The organism is Exiguobacterium sp. BRG2 (genome assembly GCF_031844245.1).
Lineage (GTDB): Bacteria > Bacillota > Bacilli > Exiguobacteriales > Exiguobacteriaceae > Exiguobacterium_A.
This window is the reverse complement of record NZ_JAUZUW010000003.1, coordinates 1-24,420: the sequence shown is the minus strand read 5'-3', so window position 1 is coordinate 24,420 and position 24,420 is coordinate 1. Positions and strand designations below refer to the sequence as shown.

The following is a 24,420-nucleotide window of genomic DNA, read 5'->3' as shown; positions in this document are numbered from 1 at the left end:
ATCACCTCACCTTCAAGAGTAGCAGATGGATCACTTCTGCTTCAAGCGTGCGAGCGCCCCGTCGATTTGATCTTGATGATGGGCGTCATGGGCAACGAACGATTCGACGAATTCTTGCGGTCGAAAATTCTCATAGGTCGCCGCAAATTCCTCATCAGACAGACGATCGAGGTGATTGACGATGTCACTCCGGACGCTGATCGCTTTTTTTAACAAAGCAAGCGGATCGATATGATGCGCATATTCGACCGCCAGTCGATTGAACTGATCAAAATCCGTCTCGACCAGTGTCAGCGGTTCATCCGGTAACTTCGAGATGGCATGATCGTAATAAAACCGGTCCCATAAATAGAGGTGGCTGACGCATTCCAGGACAGTCCACTTGTTAAGGGCAAGCGGCAGATCCCATTCTTCCGGCGACAAACGTTCAAGGGATTGATAGTAGGCAATCGCAAATTGCAGTTCAACCAATTCTTGGCGCATCTCGTTTTCCTCCTCCAACCAAAAACTTCGCCTTTACAGAGATTTTCCCTGCAAAGGCGAAGCGGTAAACCTGACTTAGACCGTATATTTGTTTGACTCGATGAGGCGTTTTGCGATGTCGCGTTTCGTACCGATGACGTTGATCGGCTGGTGACGGCTGAATTTTTTCAGCGCCGAGAGCAACATCCGGAGTTCGTCGCCGCTTGCTGCCGCGTAGAGTGTCTCTTTCGCATCACGCTCGACAGCTTCGAACGCTTGTTGTGCGAAGACTTCCGTGTAACGGACTTTCAGTTCGCTCTTCTCGATTCCTTTGTCGGCAATCGCTTTGTCCGTCCGGACGATTGCTGACTCCAGCGCATAGATCGCACTCATGATGTCGGCTGTATTCGCTAAGATCTCTTGCTCGCCTTGGAGTTTGTCCTGGTATTTCTGGACCGCTGTTCCGGCAGTCAACAAGAAGATTTTCTTCATCATCGCCAGTAAATGACGTTCGCGATCAAGTGGTGCTGTTCCGATTTCTGTCGGCATGAAGCTCATCACTTCTTGTTGCAGACGCTGTGCTTCCGCAAGCAACGGCAACTCGCCTTTCATCGCTTTCTTCAGAAGTGTTCCCGGGACGAGCAGACGGTTGATCTCGTTCGTTCCTTCGAAGATCCGGTTAATCCGTGAATCACGGTACATGTTCTCGACTTCATATTCTGCCATGAAGCCATAACCACCGTGGATCTGGACCGCTTCATCGATGACATAATCAAATGTTTCCGAAGCGAAGACTTTATTCATTGAGCATTCGATTGCGTACTCCGCGATTGCATCGGCGATTTTCTTACCGTCCTTGCTTTCTTCTTCTGACAACTGATCGAGGCTGTCTTGGAACAGACCACCCGTCCGGTAGACCGAACTTTCCATCGCATACGTCTGTGCTGCCATCGTCGCGAGTTTTTCTTGAATCAATGGGAACGAGCTGATCGGTGTCTTGAACTGTTTCCGTTCGTTCGAGTACTGGACTGCGAGATCAATCGCCCGTTTTGATGAACCGACAGCACCGACAGCTAATTTGTAACGACCGACGTTCAAGATGTTGAAGGCGATGACGTGACCGCGTCCGATCTCACCAAGAACGTTATCGACTGGTACTTCTGCATCTTGTAAGATCAACGTCCGTGTCGATGATCCTTTGATTCCCATCTTCTGTTCCTCGACGCCTGTCGAGACGCCTGGATACGATCCTTCGACGAGGAAGGCTGTGAACTTGTCGCCGTCGATTTTTGCGTAGACGACGAACAAGCTTGCGAAACCAGCGTTCGTGATCCATTGTTTTTCACCGTTTAGGATGTAGTGCGTACCGGCTTCATTCAAGACAGCTGTCGTTTTAGCACCGAGAGCGTCTGAACCAGAGCCTGGCTCTGTCAATGCGTACGAAGCGATCCACTCCCCTGAAGCGAGTTTCGGCAAGTATTTCTGCTTTTGCTCTTCGTTACCGAAGAAGACGATCGGCAACGAACCGATTCCGACGTGTGCGCCGTAGCTGAGGGCGAATGAACGGCCACGTGCGAATTTTTCCGTAATGATTGAAGACGAAATCTTATCCATCTGATAGCCGCCGTATGCTTCCGGAACGTCTGCGCCGAGTAGACCAAGCTCGCCTGCTTCACGGAGGAGACCGACTGATAATTCGAACTCGTGTTTTTCGATTCGATCAAGGACTGGAACGACACGATCTTCGACGAACTTCGCTGTCATGTCACCGACCATTTTGTGTTCTTCCGAGAAATCCTCTGGTGTGAAGAGACGTTCTGGTGCTAACTCATCTAATACGAAACTGCCACCTTTGATTAATTCGTTTGTCGTTTGGCTCATTGTCCTGTTCCTCCTTCAACTAGTTCGAATACGCCTGCTGCGCCCATTCCGCCACCGATACACATCGAGACGACACCATACTGGACATTCCGGCGTTTCATTTCATGCAAGAGCGTTAATGTCAATTTCGTTCCTGTACAACCGAGGGGGTGACCGAGGGCGATCGCTCCACCGTTGACGTTGACGATGTCTTCGTTTAATCCAAGCTCACGGATGACACCGAGCGACTGCGAAGCGAACGCTTCGTTCAACTCAATCAAACCAACGTCCTCAAGCGTGATGCCTGCGAGTTCGAGTGCCTTTGGAATCGCGACGACCGGTCCGATACCCATGACTTCCGGACGGACACCACCGACAGCGAACGATTTGAACTTACCGAGAATCGGTAACCCTTGGCGTTCTGCCTCTTCCCGTTCCATGACGAGGACGGCAGCCGCACCGTCTGACGTCTGTGAAGAATTCCCTGCTGTGACGCTACCGCCGAGGCGGAACGCTGGGCGAAGTTTTGCAAGACCTTCAGGTGACGAATCTGGGCGAACGCCTTCATCGTGCTCGACGACGAATGTCTTCTCTTCGATTTTCAGTTCATCATTGACGAATTGTTCCGTCACCGTTACCGGGACGATTTCGTCAACAAACTTACCAGCTGCGATTGCTGCTGCTGCCTTTTGGTGACTCTTCAGGGCAAAGGCATCTTGATCTTCTCGTGAGACATTGTAGGTCGCAGCGACTTGCTCCGCTGTATGCCCCATGCTCATGTAGTACTCTGGTGCCGTGTCGACGATCGACGGATTAGGTCGAACGACGTGACCTGGCATCGGGACTTGACTCATCGATTCGAGTCCACCGGCGACGACAGCGGTTGCTTGCCCCGTCATGATCTTCATTGCCGCGTCAGCGATCGATTGTAATCCACTTGAGCAATACCGGTTGATCGTGATCGCCGGTACCTCATGGGATAATCCACCGAGGACTGAAGCATAGCGAGCGATGTTCATCCCCTGCTCTGCTTCCGGTAAGGCACATCCGAGGATGACGTCATCGACCGCTCCCGTGTAGCCGGACCGTTTCAACGTTTCCTGGATGGCGATGCCTGCTAATTCATCTGAGCGCATCGATTTGAATGCGCCCTTTTTTGCTTTTCCGACCGGTGTTCGTGCACCGGCGACGATTACTGCTTCCTTCATCCGAATCCCCCCAGTCCTCAGTTACGAAGCGGCTTGCCTTTGACGAGCATATGCTGCATCCGTTGTTGTGTCTTCATCTCACCGATCAGGCTCAAGAATGCTTCCCGTTCGATGTCGAGCATATATTGTTCATCGACGTGGCTACCGAAGGCGACGTTCCCACCGGCGATGACGTGTGCGAGTTTACTGGCGATTTTTAAGTCATGCTCCGAGATATACCCGCCGTAGAACATTTCGCGTGTTGCGAGTTCAAGCGTCGCTTTCCCCGCACGACCGACGACTGGAATCTTCGCTTTCGCGGGTGCCGTATAGCCAGTCCGGTCCAGTTCAAGGACGAGTTGTTTCGCATCATACGTCAAGTGATCCCGGTTCATCGAGATCTGATCAACGGAGCGAACATATCCGAGTTCGCGTGCTTCAAAGGCTGATTTTGAGACTTTTGCCATCGCGACGTTCTCGAACGTTTTTTGCGCTGCTTTCTCGATGTTGACGAGTCCGTCCGGTGTGTTTTCTAGCAGTCGACGGTACGTGTTGACGTTTCCGCCACCTCCCGGAATCAGACCGACACCGACTTCGACGAGACCCATGTACGTTTCAAGACCAGCTTGCAGACGAGCTGCCGGAAGCGAGATCTCTGTACCGCCACCAAGCGTCATTCCTTGTGGTGCAGCGACGATCGGACGCGATGCGTAACGAATCTTTTGAATCGATTGTTGGAACTTGTTGATGATCCAGTCGAGTTCGAACCAGTTCTCATCTTCCGCTTCCATCAGCATCATCGCTAGGTTCGCACCGACACAGAAGTTCTTGCCATCGTTCGCGATGACGAGACCACGGTGGTTTTTCTCAACGAGATCGACTGACTGTTCGATCATCTGCATGATGTCGACACCGATTGCATTGCTCTTCGATGTGAACTCAAGGACTGCGACATCGTCACCGATATCAAGCAAACGTGCCCCATTGTTCTCAAGGAGAACACCGTTTGACTTCCGGACATCACGGAGGCGGATTTCCTTCGGATTGACCGTTGCTCCGACGTAGTCTTGTGTCGTTGCGTCATAATGACGACCGGACGCATCATAGAAACTCGTTTTTCCTGCTGCGAGCATCTCATCGACCCATGCTGGTACCGCGTAACCGTCTTGTTTCATCTTCGCGACCGTTTTCTCGACACCAAGTGCGTCCCATGTCTCGAACGGTCCCATCTTCCAACCAAAGCCCCATTTCATCGCTTCATCGATCGCTTTGATGTCATCTGCGATTTCTCCAGTCAGCTGAGCCGAGTAGAGCAATGTTTTCGCGTGGATCGGCCAGAGTAAGGCACCGACACGATCTTGTGCGAAGACGACGGCTTTCAGTTTGTTTTTTGCGCCCGGAAGTGCTTTAGCGTGTCCAATCGACGCTTCAGTAAGCGCTTTCTTTTCAACGTACTCGAATGTCTCGAGATCAAGTTCAAGGATCTGTTTTCCGACTTTCTTGTAGAACCCTTGACCCGTCTTCGCACCGAGTGCTCCTTGTTCGACAAGGCGACGCATCTCAGTCGGAACCGCAAACGTCTCCTTCTCTTCGCCTTCCGGCAACAAGTCATAGACGTTGTTCGCAACATGGACGAACGTGTCGATGCCGACGACGTCGAGTGTGCGGAACGTCGCTGACCCTGGGCGACCAAGCAGTGGACCTGTGACCGAATCGACCTCCCCGATCGAATAGCCACCTTTTTTCATCTCATCCATCGTCACGAGGAGACCGTATGTCCCGATTCGGTTGCCGATGAAGTTCGGTGTATCCTTCGCGATGACGACACCTTTCCCGAGTCGTTCTTCTGCGAATTGTTTCATGAAGTCAACGACACGTGGATCCGTGTCTGACGTCGGAATCAACTCGAGTAACTTCAGATAACGTGGTGGGTTAAAGAAGTGTGTCCCGAGGAAACGACGGTTGAATGATTCGGAGCGTCCTTCACGCATCGCTTCAATTGAAATTCCTGATGTGTTCGAGCTGACGATCGCGTCTTCCCGAATGAACGGTTCGATCGTTTTAAACAATTGCTGTTTGACGTCGAGTCGTTCGACGACGACTTCGACAATCCAGTCTGCTTCCTTCAGACGTTCTAAGTCGTCTTCTAAGTTTCCGACCTCGATGAAGTCGATCAATTTTTTCGACGCGAGTGGTGCTGGATTTTGTTTCAAGAGTTTTTCGCGGTTATCGCGCGCGATGCGGGAGCGGACGCGCGGATCACTCAGCGTCAAGCCCTGCTTCTCTTCTTGTGCCGTAAGTTCTTTTGGTACGATATCAAGCATCAATGTCCGTATGCCAGCATTCGCAAGATGTGCCGCGATGCCTGCACCCATCACCCCTGAACCGATGATGACGGCGAATTGGATGTGTTTCGTCAACTGGATTGTGGTCGGCTGACCGATTTGACTCGCCATGATATACCCCCTGATTTTAAATTGAATGAACAACCATTCATTATACTGACAAAAAAAGAAGCCGAACGACTTTGGTGTGCTTCTTCTACATCTTCATCATAAATGAATAATGATTCAGTAGCAATAAAAAATCAGTCAATGGACAAATTTTCCTGTTAGACTGATAAAAAGGAGTGGTTGAAAATGAGTCAAACCGAGCATGTATGGAATCAAAAAGCCGCCGACTGGGCGGATCGCGCTGACGATATGTGGACGAACGGCAGTCGCAAAACCGTTTTACCGTTCTTACGAAAAATGATCACCGGTGGTCGGTTGCTTGATCTCGGTTGCGGTGATGGGGCAGCCTGTCGACTACTCACACCGGACTTTCAGACAGTCGGACTCGATCTCTCAGACGAAATGATTCGAATCGCGCGTCAGAAATCACCCGAGCAGACGTTCATCGTCGGGACGAGCGAAGCGTTACCGTTCGCTGATCATGCATTTGACGTCGTTCTTGCCGTCAACTCACTCGAATGGTCGACACGTCCCGTTCAAGTACTGCAAGAAATCGAACGCGTTGCCCCACTTGTCGTCATCAGTCTACTTGGTCCGACAGCCGCTCCGCGTCAACTTGCTTATCGTCGTCTGTACGGTGAAGAAGTCGCGATGGGAAATACGATGATGCCGTGGGAATTGCTGCAGCTAGCAAAAGAGCGCGGCTGGACGTTGCTTGATGAAGCGATCATTCAAAAAGAAGGAGCCGTCATGACGGGGCATCGGTTACTGGATCAAGCCCATGCTTTCTCGTGTTTATTTGCTTTTCAGACGACGGCTGTGAGGGAGCGATAAATATGTCACACAGTACCTTTTATACGTCTATATTAATAGCTTTATGTATTGTTTTTTTATTTTACATTGATGCTCTCGATGTTCTAGAAAGATGGCAATTCTTTCTACTCTTTATTGGTCTCTTATTCTGTATACAGGCATTGGGGGACCGTTTATTTCGACGTTATCGGGAGAAACGTTTCCAACCACAAACTACTGTCTTCTTAATGATTGGTTTATTTGCTGGGATGGTGTTTCTAGGTAATATCATTTGGCCATGATGCGAAATGATCGATGTAACGCACTATTCACCTCACTGTCTTCTCACCCGCTTTCCTCAGGCGAGACACAAGCCAGTCTTCCTCATCCTTCGGATAACGAATCCGGGTCTTGTTTGTCTCTGACAGTGCGAGATGAAACGTCGCACTTTTTCCTGTAGGAGTCGGGTGAAGACATGTGAGGAGGACGCACTCATTTATTATCCAAAGAACTCAAAAGCGATCGATTCCATTGACGGAAATCGATCGCTTTTGAGTTTAGTTCATTCAGGACGAACCGGGCATCTTCGACTCCTACAGGAAAAGGAAGCATGAACCATGCTTCCGTCAGGGAAGAGGAAGACACGGCAAATCGCATGGAATGCGAAATGCCGCGGCTTACTTCCCGCCTGAGGAAAGAGAAGATGCTGGGAACGTCCGGTATACTTTGCTTCATCCTCCATGCGTTCGCTGATGTACCTGTCGCAACCACTCTTCAACCAAGACAAGACCCGATTGCTCTTCCCATTTCAGTCGGAAATAGAGTGTCTGTAGCATCTGTTTGACGTTACGATACGTCGTCCACTCCGCATCTCCCCACGTCACGTCACTCTCAAGCCACGTCTTCACCTTCTGTTCGATTCGTTGCAATAAGATATCTTCTGACAGTCCATGACGACAAGCTTGTAACCACGCCGTTACCATCCGGTCCGCTTCTTCATCGACATAGAGATAATCGGACCGCGTCAACTGACGAATCATCGCATCAATCGCTCCGATTTCCTCCTGCGGACGACTGGCTGGATGCGTAAACCAGACCGCATAAACATCGGAGATATGCGCCATGCTATGTGCCCATCCCATTCCATCAATGAATCCACGGACATCCTTTTCTTGCTCTAGGTACGTTTGCAAGTACGTCGACAGCCGATACAACTGTTCTTGATTCAGTATACGCCGAGTTTTATCCATCACTAACAGCTCAGCGAGTGCTAATGCTGAAAATGATCGCGTCAGAACAGCTGTTGTGTCCGCTGTTCCCATTCTATACATCAATCCATGCCCGCTTAAAATAAAATCGAAAATTCGATTGGTGTCTTCTATCGTAAAGGACTCTGATGCGATATAGGTCGCTAACTGCGGATAGATCAATCCATCTCGTAACTCAGAATCCGTCGAACCGATATGTAGAAGTAACTCATCGAGTAATCCAGGCGTTACATTCGCGTCTTGTTGCAGCAGTTCCTTGAATTCTTGTTCTGTGCGTGCCATTCTGTCCTCTCCTCCCTGAATCAAAAAAAGGCGATGCAGCATTGCATCGCCTTCTCTTCTTATCCTTTGACCATTCCTTTGAGAACGAAGGCAACGTTTGCCGGTCGTTCTGCTAAACGGCGCATGAAGTAACCATACCAGTCACGTCCATAAGGGACATAGACACGGACTTTATAGCCTTGTTTGACGAGTTCGAGTTGACGCTCAACCCGGATGCCGAATAACATCTGGAATTCGAACTGGTCTTTTTCAATCCCGTTTTCTTTAGCGTAACGGATGATTTGCTCGATCATCGCATCGTCATGTGTTGCGACGGCAGCATAGTTTCCGAGTGATAATTGTAACTTCACGAGCTTGATGTAGTTGTGATCGACATCTTCTTTTTCTGGGAACGCCACCGTTGCCGGCTCTTTATATGCCCCTTTAACGATCCGGAGATTCGTCTCGAAGCGTCCGACACGTTTGATATCATCTTCCGACCGGTAAAGGTATGACTGGATGACCGTACCGATGTTATCGAAAGATTGGCGCAATTCTTCAAACAGTTGAATCGTCTTTTCACAACGTGGCTCGTCTTCCATATCAATCGTGACGAAGACACCGAGTTCTTTCGCCCGCGTTAAGATCCGTTCCATGTTCGAGCGAATCAAGTCGTCCGAGATATCGAGTCCGAGTGATGTCAGTTTCAACGAGAGTTGCGAGTCTAATTTTTCTTCCGCAATCATCTCAACCGCACGAATACATTCTTGTGTCATCATCTCTGCTTCCGCTACCGTCGAGATGAACTCCCCTAAATGGTCCATCGTGACGCATAATCCTTTTGCGTTCAATTCCTGGATCGCCCGTTTTGATGCTTCCAATGAATCCCCTGCCACGAAGCGACTTGCTCCGAATTTAAGCCCGTATCGCTTGGCGAGACCGTTCAATGTCTTGTTTTGCGATAAGAAGATAAAACCATCCCGTAGTACTTTTTCCATCACTCATGATTCCCCCTAAATAAATGCTAGGCTGTTTTACCGTATCGGTTCACATCTCTGCCTTTATATTATGACATAAAGCGCTTACATACGCTCTTTCTTTTGTTTATTTTTGAGAATCTGTTGTGCGACAAGTCCTACGGCAAAGAATAAGACATACAGACCGATCGCGAGGAAGAACTGCCATGAGAACGGATCGCGTAGGCTTGAGCCGATATTGTTGTAAACGAACGCACCGGGAATGATCCCGATGTAGTTGGCGATCGCGAACTGTTTGAAGCGGATTTTCGAGAGACCCGATGCATAGCTGATCGCGTCAAACGGAAACAACGGAATCAACCGGACGATCAAGACGACGAGAAAGCCGTTCGTCGCAATCCGTTCATCAAGCACGTTCAACTTCCCTTTCCCGATCAATTTTTCGACCCCACTGCGACCGAGCAACCGGGCGATCCAAAAGCTGAGCAATCCACCGGTACCGGCACCAATGACGTCGAGTAGTGTTCCGAGCCACGGACCATACGTATAACCGCCAAAAACGGTCAAAAGACTCGCCGGGAAAAAGACGAGCGGTCGAACGGTATAGGCGAGGACATAAAGCACCATCCCGGTGAGACCTTGATCCCGTACCCAGTCCGATAATGCCTGAATGTCGAATTGCTCCAGCATTCCAGACATCCGGAAGTACAGGAGCAATCCAAGACCAAACATAAAATACAGCGTGATCGGGAGCCAGTCCCGGAGCCGTAATTTCTTCATGACATCGTCGCTGGAGCAACGTAGTAGAAAATCGACAGGAAGATCAACACACTACCAGCAAGGACGAACAGATGCCAAATCGCGTGGTTGTACGGCAAGCGTGCCCAGACGTAGAAGATGACGCCGAGCGAGTATGCAAGGCCGCCACCGAGGAGCAGTAAGAATCCTTGTAATCCAAGTGCTTCATAGATCGGCTTGATCGCAAACAGACAACACCAGCCGAGGATCAGATAAGACGCATTCGAGATCCAGACATATTTACCGGTCGAATAAAGCTTCCAGATGATGCCGAGCGTTCCGACACCCCAGACGATTCCGAGCAATGTCCAGCCGAGCGGACCACGGAGTGTGATTAAAGCGAACGGTGTATAACTACCGGCAATCAACAAATAGATGCCAGCATGATCTAAAATTTGTAGAACCTTGTTTGCTTTCGTATGCATCAGCGAATGCATCAAGGTCGAGAACAGATAAAGGAGAATCATCGTTGCCCCGAAGATACTGACAGCAGTGACGTTCCAAGCGCTGCCGGATTTCGTCGCCTGCAGGATCAACATCACGAGCGCGACGATACTGAAAATGACACCCAATCCGTGTGTAATGGCACTGGCGATCTCCTCTTTCAAGGAGTCACCTTTTGCGAGTAGCTCTTCGATCGTTTCTTTCGATTGTTGCTTGATCGTTTGCTTAAGTTCTTTTTTCGTAACCAACCGAACACCTACTTTCTAATGACACAAGACTAACACTTTGATTATACGCTCTGAAGCGACAGCGTGCCTATCGAAAGATTCTGTCGATTTGATGACAACCGTCATCTGTTTGTCTTTTCCCGCTTATACAAAAATCCACACCGCCTTTGCGATGTGGATGTCGTTTACCATTGTTCAATATCCGGGCGATCCTTGAACGTCGATTTTGTACCGTGACGTTCGTTAAGGACGGCTTCGACTTCTTTGAATGAGACACCGCGCTCAGCGAGCAAGACCGTTAAGTGATACAACAAGTCTGCTGTCTCTTCTGCTAACGTATCGTTACCAGCGAGAACGACTTCAAATGCCTCTTCGCCGAACTTCTTCGCGATCTTCTCATATCCAGAAGCAATCAAATAGTTCGTATAGGATTCTGCTTCTTTCGCGTCAATCTTCGCTTTGACCGTCTGTTCCAGTTCGTATAACATCGGGCACCTCCACTTCCGTATAGAAACAACTACGATTTCCTGTATGGCATGTCGGACCATTCGCTTTGACCGTGATCAAGAGACTATCTTGATCACAGTCAATCCACATCCGTTTGAGTTCAAGCGTGTTCCCGCTCGTCTCCCCTTTCGTCCAGAGACGATTCTTCGTCCGCGAGAAGAAGGTGACAAGACCGGTCGCAAGCGTCTTATCATAAGCGGCTTGGTCCATGAAGCCGACCATCAAGACATCGTTCGTCTGCTCGTCGACGACGACGGCAGCGACAAGTCCTTTCGAAAAATTTAATGTCGTCATCGGACTTCGACTCCCCGTTCTTTGAGGTAGGCTTTCGTTTCCGGCATCGTGTATGTCGCTTCATGGAAGATTGAAGCAGCAAGAGCCGCGTCAGCGCCTGCCTCTAGTCCTTCCGCTAAGTGATCGAGCGTTCCGACCCCACCGGAAGCAATGATCGGCACGTTAACGACTTCACGCAGACGACGGATCAAGGCGAGATCATAGCCGTCTTTTGTTCCGTCAGCGTCCATTGAAGTGACGAGTAATTCACCGGCACCCAGGGCAACGGCTTCCTGCGCCCACTCGATCGCGTCACGTCCGACCGGTTGTGTTCCACCGTGTGAGAAGACACCCCATGAGTCACCGGTCTGTTTCGCATCGATTGCGACGACCGTCGCTTGGACACCGAACAGGCGGCTGACTTCTTGAATCAGTTGTGGATTTTGAAGCGCTGATGAGTTGAGTGAGACCTTGTCAGCACCGGCACGAATCAAGCGTTTCGCGTCTTCGATCGTCTTGATTCCGCCACCGACCGTAAACGGCATGTAGATGACTTCTGCGACGCGTTCGACGATATCAAGCATCGTCTCGCGCCCTTCTTGCGTTGCTGAGATATCGAGCAGGACGAGTTCGTCCGCCCCTTGCTCGTAATAGTATTTCGCGACGGCGACCGGGTCACCAAGATCACGTAAGTTTTGGAATTTGACCCCTTTGACGACACGTCCTTCCTTGACGTCAAGACAGGGAATGATTCGTTTCATCAACATACGCGTAACACCTCTTTTAAGGCGAGTGATCCGTCGAGCAATGCCCGACCGACGACCGCTCCGTCCATCCCGATCTCTTTGAGGCGCGCGACGTCATCAACGGTCGTCACACCACCAGAAGCAATCAATTCGACCCCTTCCCGCTTCAAACGATCGAGTCCATCAACGTCCGGTCCCATCATCATTCCGTCACGCGAAATGTCTGTATACAGGAACGTCTTGATGCCTTTGCCGATCAAGTGCGTCATCGCCTCTTCGAGCGTCCAACCGCTCGCTTCGAGCCAGCCGCGTGTCTGGACGATGCCTTCTTTTGCATCTAACGCAACAGCCAGTTTATCACCAGCGAGGGCAATCATCTGCTCGAGTAACGCTTCATCCTCGAGAGCGACCGTGCCGACCAGAATCCGATCGATTCCGGCACCGACATATGCTTCGACGGTTTCGATGTTACGGACACCACCACCCGCTTCGACGAACAAACCGGTCTCCTTTTTGATGTCGGCAATCAAGCTCAAGTGCAACGGTTCGCCGGCTTTCGCGCCATCAAGATCGATCAAGTGGATCGCTGTCGCCCCATCTTCCTTGAAGCGCTTCGCAATCGTCAGCGCATCACCGAAGAATGTCTGTTGGTCAAAATCTCCTTGCTTCAGGCGTACGGCCTGTCCGCTCATTAAATCGATTGCTGGGTAGAGTTGCATGTCGTCTCTCTCCATTCCTTCAGTAGTTTCAATCCGACTTCGCCACTCTTTTCCGGGTGGAACTGCATTCCCGTGACTTGTCCTTTTTGAACGATCGCTGGGACGAGGCGTCCGTATTCGACCGCGTCGACGATCCATTCTGGATCACAGACGGCACCGTACGAGTGGACGAAATAGACCGCTTCGCCATGGTTCGTCAGCTGGTGCCAGCCCATGTGTGGCAAGCGGACGTCGCTCGGTAGTTTTTCGATCGTTCCTGGTAAAATGCCGAGACCTTCCGTCAGTCCATCTTCGTCACTCGATTCAAAGAGTAATTGCATCCCGAGACAAATCCCGAGGAACGGTTTCTTTTCGGCTTGTTCTTTTAAGAAGTCGACGAGTCCCGTTTCCTTCAGGCGCTCCATTGCCGGTGCATAAGCACCGACACCGGGTAAGACGAGTGCTTCTGCTTGGTCAAGCAACTCCGTGTCACTCGTAACGATGACTGCTTCGCCGAGCTCCTTTAACGCCCGCTCGACATTCGCGATATTCCCGACGCCATAATCGACGATTGCTATCATTGATCAATCAACCCTTTCGTAGACGGTACGCCTTCGCTCGTCACGGCAACTGCCTGACGGACGGCCCGACCGAGTGCTTTGAACAACCCTTCGATCATGTGGTGTGTGTTCGAGCCATATAAGACTTCGGCATGAATCGTCATCCGGGCACTCCGTGATAAGCCTTGGAAGAACTCTTCTGCGAGTTCCGTATCAAAGTCACCGAGCTTCGGATTCTTGAAACTAGCACGGAAGACCGTGAACGGACGACCGCTGAAATCGAGCACGACCGACGCGAGTGTCTCATCCATCGGTACACGCGATTCGCCGTAGCGTTCAATCCCGGCTTTATCGCCGAGCGCTTCCGTCAACGCTGCCCCGAGGACGATCGCTGTATCTTCGACCGTGTGGTGCGCATCGATCCACGTATCACCTTTTGCTGTCACCTTCAGACCGATCCGGGCCTGAAAGGCAAATAACGTCAACATATGATCAAAGAACCCGACACCGGTCTTGATTTCAACCGGACCTCCTGCGAGATCGACCTCAACCTTGATGTCTGATTCTGCACTTACTCGTTCGCTTGCGCCACGCCGCATCGTAATTCCTCCTCTACACACGTTTCTAATACTTGCATCGCTTCTGGTGATCCACAACTGACACGGAATGCCTGGTCAAACAAGCGGATCCGTAATCCAGCGTCAGCACAACGCTGCGTAAAGCGTTCGGCTTCCGGATACTCGACATAGACGAAGTTCGCTGCACTCGGATACGTCTTGCCGATTGGCGTGAGAATTCGCTCGATTGCTTCGCGACTCGCATACGTTTCTTCTAAGACCCGATCGAGTTCCGGTTCTGCCATGATGGCGATGCCGACAGCTGCTGATAGACCAGAGACGTTGTACGGTGATTTAATCTGTTCGATTTCTTCAATGATTTGTTCGCTCGCGATAACAAAACCAAGTCGAAGCGATGCGAGTCCGAACGCTTTTGAGAGCGTCCGTAAGATGATCGCTTTCGGATATTCCTCTAGTAAATGAAGCATCGACTGTTCGAGCGCGAAGTCGATGTACGCCTCATCGATAACGACGTATTTGCCACTATCGAGCAAACGACGGATGTCCGCTTCCTTGCGGAGGACACCGGACGGATTGTGCGGGTGACTCAAGAAGATGATCTCACCAGGAGCTGCGATCAATCCGTCGACGTCAAGCGCCATCTCGTCGAGTAACGGTACGCGTTCAAACGGTGCCCGTGCCCGGTCAGCATAGAACTGATACATGACGAAATCCGGTTCTGAGGCGATGACCGGCATCCCGGGTCCGCCGTAGCGGGCACATAAGTAGCCGATCAACTCGTCCGAGCCGTTTCCGGCGACGAGTTGCGTCGGACGGACACCAGCGTACGTCGCGTACGATGCCTTGACTTGATCGATGATTTCGACAGGATATTCGTTTAATGGGAACGTCGCGATCAATTCCTGGATCGCTTCGATCCCCACTGGACTGTGGGTCGTGAATCGTTCGTTTTGGTGTAATCGCATTAGTCTTCCCTCACTTCGATGGCTTGTGCGTGTGCTTCGAGTCCTTCGACCCGGGCAACGGTTTTCGCTGCGTTCGCGAGACGTTGTACGCCTGCGCGAGTGGCTTCGAGCATCGTCTGGTGACGCAAAAACGTCCGCGCTGATAATCCAGACGCAAAACGGGCTGTCCCGGATGTCGGTAAGACGTGGTTTGTTCCAGCGACGTAATCGCCAAGCGTTTCCGGTGTTTCGTGACCGAGGAAAATCATCCCGGCGTGACGGATTGATTTGACGACCTCTTGCGGATTGGCAACGGCAAGTTCCAAGTGTTCCGCTGCGAGGCGATTCGCTTCTTCAATCGCTGTTTCGAGTGGAGCGACGAAGACACCACCGTTTTCCATCGCACGACGGGCAATCTCTTGACGCGGCAATTGTTGTAAGCGCCGCTCGATTTCCGTGTCCACCGCTTGTTTCATCTCTTCCGTTGGCACGAAGGCGATTGCGACAGCGTCACGGTCGTGTTCGGCTTGGGCAAGTAAGTCGGCTGCGATTCGGTCCGGATGCGCTGTTTTGTCCGCGATGACGACAACTTCCGATGGACCAGCGACGGAGTCGATGCCGACAATCCCGTAGACTTGGCGTTTTGCTTCAGCGACGAAGCGGTTCCCGGGTCCGACGATCAAGTCGACGGCTTGGATGCTTTCTGTTCCGAATGTCAGCGCGGCAACGGCTTGCGCTCCACCAATCGTATAGATTTCTGTCACACCAGCGATCCGTGCCGCGACAAGAACCTCGTCACTTAAGTTCGTCATCGGCGTCACCATGACGACGCGTTCAACCCCAGCAACTTTCGCTGGAATGGCGTTCATCAGGACGGTCGACGGATAACTGGCTGCACCACCCGGTACATAGATCCCGACCGAATCAACGGGAACGAACCGTTGACGTCGTGTCACGTCTGCTTCGACGAGTTCGATGTCAGATGGCAGTTCTTGTTCGTGCCATTCGACGAGTCGTGTCGCCATCAACTTCAACGAGTCGATTAAGTTAGCGTCTGCCTGTTCGAACGCTTGTGTGATTCGTGTTTCACTGAGACGGAAATCTTCGAGATCGACCTGATCGAATTGGTTCGTGTAATCGCGGACAGCAGCGTCACCGTCTGTTGCGACGCGTTCGAGGATTGCGCGGACCGCAAGCTCCGTGTCGCGATCGATGCTGAAAGGTTTTGTCGGTGTCATGATCGTGTCACTCCTTCTGTCAATTGCTCGAGCAAGCGGATGACTTCAACCCGCTTCCGTTTTAACGTCCATTCGCTCGTAAAGAATCGAGCGCTGATATCGATGATTTTTTCGTATTCATTTAGTCCGTTTGCCCGTAACGTCTCACCTGTCTCGACGATATCGACGATTGCGTCAGCAAGACCGAGTAACGGCGCTAACTCGACCGAACCGTTCAACGGTACGATGTCGACGTCGACACCGAGTTCGCTGAAGTAGCGTTTTGCGATGACCGGATACTTCGTCGCGATCCGGACGCGGCGTCCGCCTTCAAATTGCAACGGTTCCTTCGCGCAGACCGACATTCGGCAGACGCCGAACGGTAATTCCGCCAGTTCCGATAGTTCTTGATCTGATTCAAGTAAGATGTCACTGCCGGTGATCGCGACATCAAGAACACCTTGAGCGACGTACGGAATCAAGTCCGATCCTTTCATGAAGACGAATTCGTGCTCGCCCCGTTTGACGATTAGTTCGCGTTCAATGGCTCCCCATGTCTCGACGCCAGCTTCTTTTAGGTAACGTTCTGTCGCTTTCGACAGCCGTCCTTTTGTAATTCCGATTCGCATTTAGAGCACCTCCGCCAACCGTTCGACCGAGAATCCGATGCCGAACGCCTGTTGTTCTTGTCCGAATTGTTCATAAAGCCGGTCATAGCGTCCACCGACGAGGACGGGTTCCGTCACACCTTCGATGAAACCGTGAATCGTGATCCCGTCATAGTACGTCTGTAAGCCCATTTGACCGAAGTCGAGATCGGCATTGACGGCTTCCGCGAGATCAAGCACGGCATTGAGTCGTGTCTCGTCGACGTACGGTAAGATCGTCTCTGCCCCTTCACGTCCGAATAACAAAGGTAGTTTCGCAAGTAAAGCATCATCCAGTTGACCCGCGATTCGCTTCAGTTCGATGACGTTACGTAAACGGAGCATCTGCGTCACTTGGTCGCGTAAGTGGTGATCACCAACGCGGGTCTCGATCAAATGCTCGATCAATCCGGCATCACCGATTGAGAGTGTGACTTCTTTTCCCGTCAGTTCCTCGACGAGTCGGACCGCGAGTTGAATTGCTTCGACTTCTGCGAGTTGTCCCCGTTCCTCGAATCCGACCTGGAACTTCTCTTCCGGTTGAAAGACCGAGCCACTGTAGAAGACACGTTTATATTGTTCGCGACCACGTTCGCTGAGTGCACGCGCGACACTAGTCGTAAAATCCATCCGAATCTGTTCCCGTCCACCGATTTCCTCAATTAAGGGGGTGATTAATCGGGTATAGTTAGATTGTTCGAGTCCATCCTCGAGCTGACGGATGACCCGTTGAAGCCGCGTTGCCGAGGCACCGACATAGTCCGTCGCTCCGTCCTTGAGTCGAATCGTAGAAAATGATTGCATACTCCCACTCCTTTATCTTATTATCACTGTACCACGCTAAATTATTTAACGATAAGATACCGTGTTTCGGGCACATTGTCAATCGCTTTGCTTGCCAATTCTAAAAAATCGGAGGGTTACTCATGCAATTATTGAAATGGGACGGTCACGTCCACAGTCCATATTGTCCACACGGTACGAAGGATCCACTCGAAGCCTACATCGAGCGGGCGTTAGAGCAAGGCTTAGAACGGATCAGCTTCACGGAACATGCCCCTTTACCTGAAGGTGTGACGGATCCTGCGCCAGATAACGATTCCGGAATGTCGTTCGCGACAGCCGATGCCTACCTGAAGGAATTGACACAACTCCGCGAGACATACAAGAATCAGATTGATATCCGGATCGGGATGGAGTTCGACTACTGGGAAGGGCATGTCGACGGGACGCGTGACATCATTGCCCGCTACGCTGACGTCTTAACCGACGGCATTCTCTCACTGCATTACTTATACATCGATGAGCAATATTACGGCGTCGACTTCAGCAAGGAAAGCTTCGGTGAGATCGTCACGAAACTCGGAAGCGTCACGGCGGTACACGAACGCTATTATGAAGGCATCCAAGCCCTCGTCATGACGGACCTCGGTGCACACCAGCCGAAGCGACTCGGTCATTTGACGTTACCGACGAAGTTCATCCAAGCCTATCCGCTCGAGTCGAACCCAACGAACCTCGACGACACGTTACGGAAGATCCGTCAGGCGAACTTCACACTCGACGTCAACACGGCAGGACTCCGGAAGCCATTATGTGGTCTTTCCTATCCTTACCCGGAACTCTTGCAAGTCACGCAGTCGTTATCGATTCCACTCGTCTATGGATCAGATGCCCATCTCGCAAAAGATATCGGTGCTGATTTTGATTTCATATGGTAACAAATGCAAAAAAACCGGATGCATTTAAGCTTCCGGTTTTTCATAATTTTAAATATATATAGAAAAAATAGAGTCAACGATTTCACTATAAAAATAATTCAATTTTCAAATGTTATTAAGCTTAATTTTCATGCTGTTTATCTATATGGATCCTTTCCCCTACTGCATATTTATTAAAAATCATATTTATAAAATGATCATATTCTTCGTCGTTAATATTTCCAGATTCATATTTTTTCTCTATCTCTTCAACTATAAAATCTTTTTTTTCTTTGTGCTCACCATTACTAATATCTATATCAACTATCGTTTTGCTTACAACATCGTAAAGGTTATCCTCAGATCGGTTCGCTTTTTTTGTCTTATTAATAAATAAAGTATGTTGAACAATTTTGTAAATGTTACTTTCTAAAACATTTTCAAAATAAACAGGATACTTTATTCGAGTCATGTACCCTGATATACCGATCGTTATTAATATCAAACTTATAACCACTTGTATCACGTGAGTAAGTTGATAAATAAGCAAGATCCCATCTTCATCTGAATAAGAAATATTAAACATAGAAACAGAAAATGCATGTAATATTATTTTTGTTATCTCATCAAATTTAAAACTCCAATTAGCATCAAACAGACTACATAATAAATAAATACTTGAAGAAAGTAATACTATCTCCATAATACTTTTTATAGCCAAATAAATTCGATCAGTTCCTGTTAAAAAACTCTCTGGATATTTTGAGGTAGTTAAGTCCATGTAAAATGATCTACCAATTTCAAAGCCCCTTAATACTAAACGAAGAAAAATTGGAGTTATGAGAATTAAAAAAATCAACATTTTATATTTAAAGATATAATAATTAATTAGTATCATAAATAAAATTGTTATTAACAAAAAAAACAAACTTAATGCTAAATTGCAATTATTCCTTAGCTTTATACTGTCTGTTCTTGATTTCATTATCCGATATTTATAACTAGATTCATTTAATAGATATTCGTTTTCTATTTCTAAAATCAGTGATTCAAAATCTTTGTTAATATTTTCTTTTAATCTACTAATAAAAATATTAAATTCTTGAGCAGAGCTCAAGTCTAAGAAGATAGATTTTCTTTGATTCTCATCATCATAATATTTTAAAAATAATTTCTTTCCATCTCCTTTTAAGATTTTTAATAGTTCTTTGAATTCTATTGGAGATATTTTTTTCTTTTTCGTTAATTTTTCAAAAAGATAAAGGAGAATTTCAATATTTTGATTATACTTTTTTGATTGGTCTGCTACATAAAATTCAGAAAATAAAGTATAAATTACAAAATCAATAAACTTCTTTGTGATTTCAGGTAATTTCACTAAACTTATTATAATCGAAATTACTAAAGCCACTAAAAACACTACCACTGTCCAGTTGATCAACTGTTCCTTAAAGCTACTATTTAGATAACTAAAAACTAAAATAAAAGCTAAAGGTATGCTACAAACTATCGAGGCTAGCCAAATGCTTATTTTTTTTAAAGTTAATCTTAATAGAATTACAGATAAAAACGTACAAGTAATGATAATAGATACTTGAAAGATGATATTCAAAGCAGTGTTACTAAATATTATTAAGAAGAGAATTATGCTGAATATAAGAATCCACACTATTAAAGAAAAATTGGATTTTATATATTTTTTCCCAGAAACTGTGTAATGCATATTATTTGGTACATAGAGAATATTGTCTAGCCGAGAAAATAACAAACTGATTTGAAAATAAAAAACTATTAGTATGATGTAAGAAATAAATAAGGACGGTGTTGAAAATTCTCCTAAAAAATCTTTCGGTTTAGTATTGTACAAATTTGAATATAGTAAAAACGCAGAGTATATAATCCAAAATATAAAAAAAGATAAATATGGAATTATTCCGTATATAACAGTCTTTATCGTTTTATCATTATGATTCATGATTTTATTAATTCTCCTTTTTAAATTATAGATAGAAACTTTAATCAATTATTATTAATAGTTTATTAATAGATCAATATCTTTTATTTAACTTTAGAAATGAGTACTTCAAAAACTTATACGTACTTTTAATTTTGTCGACTGTCATCATAGTAGCCTCCTTAAAATTTGATTTAGTACTTGAAAAGTTAGATTTTAATGAATTACTAGTTTTATACAAGACCTTATGAAAAGTCATATTAAACTTCTTAATCTCTGAATTCTTGATATTTATATTCATTGTTTTTATATAGAAAAATATGTACATCTGTATTTTATTTCTCTTCCTAATATGTTACTTAAATTTCAATTTAATTATAAATTTTATTATCAACCTCCCTCTCATTCAAAATTATATTACAATTTTGAATGAGAGTAATCTTTTTACATTTTCATTTAATTTTATTTTTATTACTATTTATTAAAAAGGATTTATCAGTAGGAGATACATTTATAAAAATCAGACTAAAAAAAATCGGTAAACGCATTAAACACGTCTACCGATCTTATGATTTCTTCTATTCTAAGTTGGCATGTTTCCCGTACATCGTCTGCGAATCGAGCTGTTTGTCTTCCATGATCTGCAGAATCAAGGCATCATAGAACAACAACATCGTCTGTTCAAACAACGAGCCCATCGGTTGAACCGTCTCGTCCGCTGATGCCGTTTGTTCTTTCGGAACTCCGGGCAATTTGACGACTAAGTCTGCAAGTAGTGCTAACGTCGACGTCGGATTAATCGTGACGACGGCAACCGTTCCACCGAGTTGCTGTGCTTTCTCGACGATTGGAATCAAGGTTTTCGTCTCACCCGATCCGGAACCGACGATCAACAAGTCACCCTCGCGTAAATTCGCCGTGACCGTCTCACCGACGACATACGCGTCGAGTCCCATGTGCATCAACCGCATGACGAACGCTTTTCCCATTAAGCCGGAGCGACCGGCTCCTGCGAGAAAGATTCGGTTCGCTTGCAGCACAGCGTCTGCCAGTTCTTTTGTCTCGGTTGCATCGATCGCTTCGACCGTCGAAGTCAGCTCTTCGATAATCGTTTGAATATGTGTCATTTACGCCTCTTGCAGCATCCGGTGCATCGTTGACGCTGTCTCTTGTTTATCATCTTGTCCCGTGATACCGCCACCGACGATGATCAAATCAGGACGTGCTGCGATGACTTCTGGTAACGTCTCCATCTTGATGCCACCCGCAACAGCAGTTTTTGCGTTCGTCACAACCGACTTGATTGTCGCGAGATCCTCGAATGAATTTTGACCGACTGCTTGCAAATCGTACCCTGTGTGGACACAGATGTAGTCGACACCTAATGCATCCAGTTCTTTCGCACGTGTCGCGATATCTTTCACAGCAATCATATCAACGAGAATCTGTTTGCCTGATTTTTTCGCTTCTTCGACTGCTCCTTTGATCGACATGTCTTCCGCTGCCCCAAGGATCGTCACGATGTCAGCACCGTGTGCGACAGCTTGACTGACTTCGTAGCCGGCAGCGTCCATGATCTTCAAGTCAGCGAGGACCGTTAAGTTCGGAAACGCGGCTTTCATCTCTTTGACGGCGCGGAGCCCTTCGTTGATGACGACCGGTGTGCCGATCTCAACGATATCTAAATTGTCTTCCCCGATTTCTTTGACTAAAGCAATCGCACCTGCTGTATCGACTAAATCAATTGCGAGTTGTAATTTCATTTTGTATCTCTCCCATTCTTCTCTATATTGTCGTACCTGACACTTCCTTCGGACGTTCATGAAGGAACAAGACTAAATATAATCCGCAGGAGCATTCTTGAGAAGTACGCACTTTTAATTTACATAGTGCGGTTTTTCATACATAGTGCAAAAAAGTATACTGTCAATCGGAAGAAAGACTATACTGGAGCAGGAGGTGGAACGATGCCACATTTTGAAGACCGTCAGTTTAACTGTGAGAAGGAATTGACACTCTCGATCATCGGGGGAAAATGGAAGATGCTCATTCTTTGGCACTTAGGCAAGGAAGGCACGAAACGCTTCGGGGAACTGAAAAGTCTGATGCCTGGTATCACGCAACGGATGCTCGTCAATCAACTGCGGGAACTTGAAGACCACCATATCATTCACCGAGAAGTCTACCCGGTCGTACCACCGAAGGTCGAATATTCGTTGACGCCACACGGTCATAGCTTAATGCCGATTTTAGATGCGATGTATGATTGGGGTAAGGATTATGCGAAAAACGTTTTGGAGATCGATTTCGAGCAACAGAAAATATCACCATAAAAAAGATGCTCATGGTCTCGTCTCCTTTTAGAGATAAGTCCACTGAGCATCTTTTTTAGGATTCTTCTGTTGTATAGATCTTCGACATCGCCAGTTCATCAACGTATTCGCCATCGATGAAGAGAGACGCAATGCGAGTTCCTTCGATGTTGAAGCCAAACTTATGATAGAGCTCGATTGCCCGCAGGTTATCCTTGCGAACTGTCAACTCGAGCCGGATGAGTCCCGCTTCAATCGCAAAGGCATCCACCGCTTCAAGTAGACCTGCACCGAGCCCACGCCCCGTATAGGCATCCAGCAAGCCGATAACGAGATTCGCCCGATGACGAATCCGACTCGGCTCACCACCAACGACGAGCACATACCCGACGAGTTGCTCGTCAACGTCTACGACGAAGATATCCGAATTCGCAGCCTGACCGAACTTCTCGATGAACGCCTCCGCCTGTTCCGTTGACAGGACACGTTCCTCCGGCTCATACAACATATATTTCGTTTCCCGATCAATGCGTCGCATCAAGTCCGATAAGGCTTTTCCGTCCATCAACGTGGCGCGTCGTATCATAGGTGTCAGCTCCATATAGTCATATAGTTAATAAATTTAGTATAAATCAGTTTTCAAAGTTATCTGAGATAGAAATTTCCATATATTTGTTACCTAAATCAACCATTTTAACGGATTTATCGTTAAAATTCTCTATCTTCTCTTGCTTATACATTTTCTTTACGTCTATTTTTGTGGAAGATAAATATTTTCGAGTAAATTTATGAGTTCTTGTTCCTTTCATGTTTATTTCCTCCTAAAAAATAAAACAAAGTTTAAAAGTTTAATAGAATAATTTTTTCTTATGGCTTTTCTTTTAAAATTTTTGATAAATCATGAAATGCGTTTTGTAAATTATCATATTCTTTGAAGAATTTGTTTATTCTTTGCCTTTTATTAGTTAAAATATTTTCCTTAAAGCCTTCTAGCTTAACGGTTCCTGAATTATCAAATAATCTTATTGTGTAGATTACGTTAGTATTTTCATAAATCCATATGTAATCATTACCCGTTTTGATAAATTTCCATTCTAAAAAACTATTAACCTTGGATAAATCATTTAATAATGATAATACATTAAAGTATCGCTTAGTCGGATCAATGTTTAATGCCTTATTAATAATTTTGCGTATAGATTGTGGTACGTGTGGTAAATAAGATTTTCTATCAGGAAATTTGCCTGATAGAATTATATTTTTGAAATCGATGGAATTACTTGTACTTATCTCATCATATTGTTCTTTAAAATTTTCTTCTCCATTAACCATTCTATATAAGGTTAAGCCTACTCCATAAATATCAGTTAGAACCGTTCTTTCCTCCGTGCTAAACATTTCTGGTACGACATGTGGAATATATGCTTTTTTTTGAATTACTGAATCATCTGTTCGTAAATATTTAGATAATCCAAAATCAGTAATTACAGCTTTTCCGCTGTTATCAATTAAAATATTTGTCGGTTTAATGTCTAAATGTAATATCTTTTTGGTA

At 47.1% G+C, this 24,420-nt stretch carries 25 protein-coding genes and 1 pseudogene; 3 read left to right on the top strand and 23 right to left on the bottom strand.

Annotated features, from left to right (window positions below):
• Positions 1–30 precede the first annotated feature (30 nt).
• The 4 genes from Q9R23_RS05195 to Q9R23_RS05180 all read right to left on the bottom strand — a co-directional run bounded on the left by Q9R23_RS05195 (position 31) and on the right by Q9R23_RS05180 (position 5,965).
• Positions 31–483: a DinB family protein gene (locus tag Q9R23_RS05195; protein WP_290757616.1), complete on the bottom strand. Its 453-nt coding sequence runs from the start codon at positions 481–483 to the stop codon at positions 31–33.
• A 75-nt stretch (positions 484–558) separates the two neighbouring features.
• Positions 559–2,343, bottom strand: coding sequence for an acyl-CoA dehydrogenase family protein (locus Q9R23_RS05190; RefSeq protein WP_311246566.1), 1,785 nt, complete (start codon positions 2,341–2,343; stop codon positions 559–561).
• Positions 2,340–3,530, bottom strand: a complete 1,191-nt coding sequence (locus Q9R23_RS05185; RefSeq protein ID WP_290757609.1) for an acetyl-CoA C-acetyltransferase — start codon at positions 3,528–3,530, stop codon at positions 2,340–2,342. Before Q9R23_RS05185 ends, Q9R23_RS05190 begins: the two co-directional genes overlap by 4 nt.
• A 17-nt stretch (positions 3,531–3,547) precedes the next feature.
• Positions 3,548–5,965 carry a 3-hydroxyacyl-CoA dehydrogenase/enoyl-CoA hydratase family protein gene (locus tag Q9R23_RS05180; RefSeq protein WP_290757606.1) on the bottom strand — a complete coding sequence of 806 codons (2,418 nt, stop codon included), beginning with the start codon at positions 5,963–5,965 and terminating at the stop codon, positions 3,548–3,550.
• A 183-nt stretch (positions 5,966–6,148) separates the two neighbouring features.
• Between Q9R23_RS05180 and Q9R23_RS05175 the strand changes: the two genes are divergently transcribed.
• The gene (locus tag Q9R23_RS05175; protein ID WP_290757604.1) at positions 6,149–6,796 is read left to right on the top strand and encodes a class I SAM-dependent methyltransferase; all 648 of its coding nucleotides are present in this window, start codon (positions 6,149–6,151) and stop codon (positions 6,794–6,796) included.
• Between the two features lie 689 nt (positions 6,797–7,485).
• On the opposite strand, the gene Q9R23_RS05170 is transcribed toward Q9R23_RS05175, so the two are convergent.
• From Q9R23_RS05170 to Q9R23_RS05110, 13 genes and pseudogenes are all read right to left on the bottom strand, one after another.
• Positions 7,486–8,304, bottom strand: a complete 819-nt coding sequence (locus tag Q9R23_RS05170) for a DUF2785 domain-containing protein (protein WP_311246565.1) — start codon at positions 8,302–8,304, stop codon at positions 7,486–7,488.
• Between the two features lie 59 nt (positions 8,305–8,363).
• Positions 8,364–9,281 (bottom strand): proline dehydrogenase family protein, encoded by a 918-nt coding sequence (locus Q9R23_RS05165; RefSeq protein ID WP_035405952.1) that lies wholly within the window; start codon positions 9,279–9,281, stop codon positions 8,364–8,366.
• Between the two features lie 84 nt (positions 9,282–9,365).
• Positions 9,366–10,040 (bottom strand): TVP38/TMEM64 family protein, encoded by a 675-nt coding sequence (locus tag Q9R23_RS05160; protein ID WP_311246564.1) that lies wholly within the window; start codon positions 10,038–10,040, stop codon positions 9,366–9,368.
• Positions 10,037–10,696 carry a PAQR family membrane homeostasis protein TrhA gene (gene trhA, locus Q9R23_RS05155; protein WP_035396436.1) on the bottom strand — a complete coding sequence of 220 codons (660 nt, stop codon included), beginning with the start codon at positions 10,694–10,696 and terminating at the stop codon, positions 10,037–10,039. The genes Q9R23_RS05160 and trhA overlap by 4 nt, the downstream gene beginning before the upstream one ends.
• Positions 10,697–10,914: 218 nt before the next feature.
• Positions 10,915–11,530: pseudogene (hisIE, locus tag Q9R23_RS05150) on the bottom strand (bifunctional phosphoribosyl-AMP cyclohydrolase/phosphoribosyl-ATP diphosphatase HisIE).
• Positions 11,527–12,276 (bottom strand): imidazole glycerol phosphate synthase subunit HisF, encoded by a 750-nt coding sequence (gene hisF / locus Q9R23_RS05145; RefSeq protein WP_023469183.1) that lies wholly within the window; start codon positions 12,274–12,276, stop codon positions 11,527–11,529. The pseudogene hisIE and the gene hisF overlap by 4 nt, the downstream one beginning before the upstream one ends.
• Entirely contained in the window at positions 12,270–12,974 is a 705-nt protein-coding gene (gene hisA, locus Q9R23_RS05140) for a 1-(5-phosphoribosyl)-5-[(5-phosphoribosylamino)methylideneamino]imidazole-4-carboxamide isomerase (RefSeq protein WP_035396350.1), read from the bottom strand. Before hisA ends, hisF begins: the two co-directional genes overlap by 7 nt.
• Entirely contained in the window at positions 12,947–13,534 is a 588-nt protein-coding gene (hisH, locus tag Q9R23_RS05135) for an imidazole glycerol phosphate synthase subunit HisH (protein WP_029342451.1), read from the bottom strand. The genes hisA and hisH overlap by 28 nt, the downstream gene beginning before the upstream one ends.
• Positions 13,531–14,112 (bottom strand): imidazoleglycerol-phosphate dehydratase HisB, encoded by a 582-nt coding sequence (gene hisB, locus Q9R23_RS05130; RefSeq protein WP_035396348.1) that lies wholly within the window; start codon positions 14,110–14,112, stop codon positions 13,531–13,533. The genes hisH and hisB overlap by 4 nt, the downstream gene beginning before the upstream one ends.
• A complete protein-coding gene (locus Q9R23_RS05125; RefSeq protein WP_311246563.1) occupies positions 14,085–15,056 on the bottom strand; it encodes a pyridoxal phosphate-dependent aminotransferase in 972 nt (323 codons plus the stop codon). Before Q9R23_RS05125 ends, hisB begins: the two co-directional genes overlap by 28 nt.
• Complete coding sequence (gene hisD, locus Q9R23_RS05120; RefSeq protein WP_311246562.1) at positions 15,056–16,273, bottom strand: histidinol dehydrogenase; 1,218 nt, start codon at positions 16,271–16,273, stop codon at positions 15,056–15,058. Before hisD ends, Q9R23_RS05125 begins: the two co-directional genes overlap by 1 nt.
• Positions 16,270–16,881, bottom strand: a complete 612-nt coding sequence (hisG, locus tag Q9R23_RS05115; RefSeq protein WP_023469189.1) for an ATP phosphoribosyltransferase — start codon at positions 16,879–16,881, stop codon at positions 16,270–16,272. Before hisG ends, hisD begins: the two co-directional genes overlap by 4 nt.
• Positions 16,882–17,703, bottom strand: a complete 822-nt coding sequence (locus Q9R23_RS05110; RefSeq protein WP_053454151.1) for an ATP phosphoribosyltransferase regulatory subunit — start codon at positions 17,701–17,703, stop codon at positions 16,882–16,884. It lies immediately after the preceding gene.
• Positions 17,704–17,825: 122 nt separating this feature from the next.
• On the opposite strand from Q9R23_RS05110, the gene hisJ reads away from it, so the two are divergent.
• Positions 17,826–18,620, top strand: coding sequence for a histidinol-phosphatase HisJ (gene hisJ / locus Q9R23_RS05105; RefSeq protein WP_311246561.1), 795 nt, complete (start codon positions 17,826–17,828; stop codon positions 18,618–18,620).
• A gap of 121 nt (positions 18,621–18,741) precedes the next feature.
• Here hisJ and Q9R23_RS05100 read toward each other — a convergent pair whose 3' ends face one another.
• The 3 genes from Q9R23_RS05100 to hxlA all read right to left on the bottom strand — a co-directional run bounded on the left by Q9R23_RS05100 (position 18,742) and on the right by hxlA (position 22,316).
• Positions 18,742–20,574 (bottom strand): hypothetical protein, encoded by a 1,833-nt coding sequence (locus tag Q9R23_RS05100; protein ID WP_311246560.1) that lies wholly within the window; start codon positions 20,572–20,574, stop codon positions 18,742–18,744.
• 557 nt (positions 20,575–21,131) lie between these two features.
• Positions 21,132–21,680 (bottom strand): 6-phospho-3-hexuloisomerase, encoded by a 549-nt coding sequence (hxlB, locus tag Q9R23_RS05095; protein WP_311246559.1) that lies wholly within the window; start codon positions 21,678–21,680, stop codon positions 21,132–21,134.
• Positions 21,681–22,316: a 3-hexulose-6-phosphate synthase gene (hxlA, locus tag Q9R23_RS05090; RefSeq protein ID WP_023469194.1), complete on the bottom strand. Its 636-nt coding sequence runs from the start codon at positions 22,314–22,316 to the stop codon at positions 21,681–21,683.
• A 204-nt stretch (positions 22,317–22,520) separates the two neighbouring features.
• Between hxlA and hxlR the strand changes: the two genes are divergently transcribed.
• A complete protein-coding gene (gene hxlR, locus Q9R23_RS05085; RefSeq protein WP_029342458.1) occupies positions 22,521–22,886 on the top strand; it encodes a transcriptional activator HxlR in 366 nt (121 codons plus the stop codon).
• Between the two features lie 55 nt (positions 22,887–22,941).
• Here hxlR and Q9R23_RS05080 read toward each other — a convergent pair whose 3' ends face one another.
• From Q9R23_RS05080 to Q9R23_RS05070, 3 genes are all read right to left on the bottom strand, one after another.
• On the bottom strand, positions 22,942–23,451 hold the full coding sequence (locus Q9R23_RS05080; RefSeq protein ID WP_023469196.1) for a GNAT family N-acetyltransferase: 510 nt from the start codon (positions 23,449–23,451) through the stop codon (positions 22,942–22,944).
• Between the two features lie 46 nt (positions 23,452–23,497).
• Positions 23,498–23,674: a hypothetical protein gene (locus Q9R23_RS05075; RefSeq protein WP_311246558.1), complete on the bottom strand. Its 177-nt coding sequence runs from the start codon at positions 23,672–23,674 to the stop codon at positions 23,498–23,500.
• A 58-nt stretch (positions 23,675–23,732) separates the two neighbouring features.
• Positions 23,733–24,420 (bottom strand): protein kinase domain-containing protein (locus tag Q9R23_RS05070; RefSeq protein ID WP_311246557.1); only part of this gene is annotated, 688 nt, incomplete at its 5' end.

Coding starts and splice junctions, on each gene's coding strand:
- hisB (WP_035396348.1), bottom strand. CDS start 14,112: ATGCGGCGTGGCGCAAGCGAACGAGTAAGTGCAGAATCAGACATCAAG.
- Q9R23_RS05165 (WP_035405952.1), bottom strand. CDS start 9,281: ATGGAAAAAGTACTACGGGATGGTTTTATCTTCTTATCGCAAAACAAG.
- hxlA (WP_023469194.1), bottom strand. CDS start 22,316: ATGAAATTACAACTCGCAATTGATTTAGTCGATACAGCAGGTGCGATT.
- Q9R23_RS05100 (WP_311246560.1), bottom strand. CDS start 20,574: ATGAATCATAATGATAAAACGATAAAGACTGTTATATACGGAATAATT.
- Q9R23_RS05160 (WP_311246564.1), bottom strand. CDS start 10,040: ATGAAGAAATTACGGCTCCGGGACTGGCTCCCGATCACGCTGTATTTT.
- hisD (WP_311246562.1), bottom strand. CDS start 16,273: ATGACACCGACAAAACCTTTCAGCATCGATCGCGACACGGAGCTTGCG.
- hisJ (WP_311246561.1), top strand. CDS start 17,826: ATGCAATTATTGAAATGGGACGGTCACGTCCACAGTCCATATTGTCCA.
- hxlB (WP_311246559.1), bottom strand. CDS start 21,680: ATGACACATATTCAAACGATTATCGAAGAGCTGACTTCGACGGTCGAA.
- Q9R23_RS05185 (WP_290757609.1), bottom strand. CDS start 3,530: ATGAAGGAAGCAGTAATCGTCGCCGGTGCACGAACACCGGTCGGAAAA.
- Q9R23_RS05190 (WP_311246566.1), bottom strand. CDS start 2,343: ATGAGCCAAACGACAAACGAATTAATCAAAGGTGGCAGTTTCGTATTA.
- hxlR (WP_029342458.1), top strand. CDS start 22,521: ATGCCACATTTTGAAGACCGTCAGTTTAACTGTGAGAAGGAATTGACA.
- Q9R23_RS05075 (WP_311246558.1), bottom strand. CDS start 23,674: ATGAAAGGAACAAGAACTCATAAATTTACTCGAAAATATTTATCTTCC.
- Q9R23_RS05175 (WP_290757604.1), top strand. CDS start 6,149: ATGAGTCAAACCGAGCATGTATGGAATCAAAAAGCCGCCGACTGGGCG.
- hisA (WP_035396350.1), bottom strand. CDS start 12,974: ATGCAACTCTACCCAGCAATCGATTTAATGAGCGGACAGGCCGTACGC.
- Q9R23_RS05170 (WP_311246565.1), bottom strand. CDS start 8,304: ATGGCACGCACAGAACAAGAATTCAAGGAACTGCTGCAACAAGACGCG.
- Q9R23_RS05180 (WP_290757606.1), bottom strand. CDS start 5,965: ATGGCGAGTCAAATCGGTCAGCCGACCACAATCCAGTTGACGAAACAC.
- Q9R23_RS05195 (WP_290757616.1), bottom strand. CDS start 483: ATGCGCCAAGAATTGGTTGAACTGCAATTTGCGATTGCCTACTATCAA.
- hisG (WP_023469189.1), bottom strand. CDS start 16,881: ATGCGAATCGGAATTACAAAAGGACGGCTGTCGAAAGCGACAGAACGT.
- hisH (WP_029342451.1), bottom strand. CDS start 13,534: ATGATAGCAATCGTCGATTATGGCGTCGGGAATATCGCGAATGTCGAG.
- Q9R23_RS05110 (WP_053454151.1), bottom strand. CDS start 17,703: ATGCAATCATTTTCTACGATTCGACTCAAGGACGGAGCGACGGACTAT.
- Q9R23_RS05080 (WP_023469196.1), bottom strand. CDS start 23,451: ATGATACGACGCGCCACGTTGATGGACGGAAAAGCCTTATCGGACTTG.
- Q9R23_RS05125 (WP_311246563.1), bottom strand. CDS start 15,056: ATGCGATTACACCAAAACGAACGATTCACGACCCACAGTCCAGTGGGG.
- hisF (WP_023469183.1), bottom strand. CDS start 12,276: ATGTTGATGAAACGAATCATTCCCTGTCTTGACGTCAAGGAAGGACGT.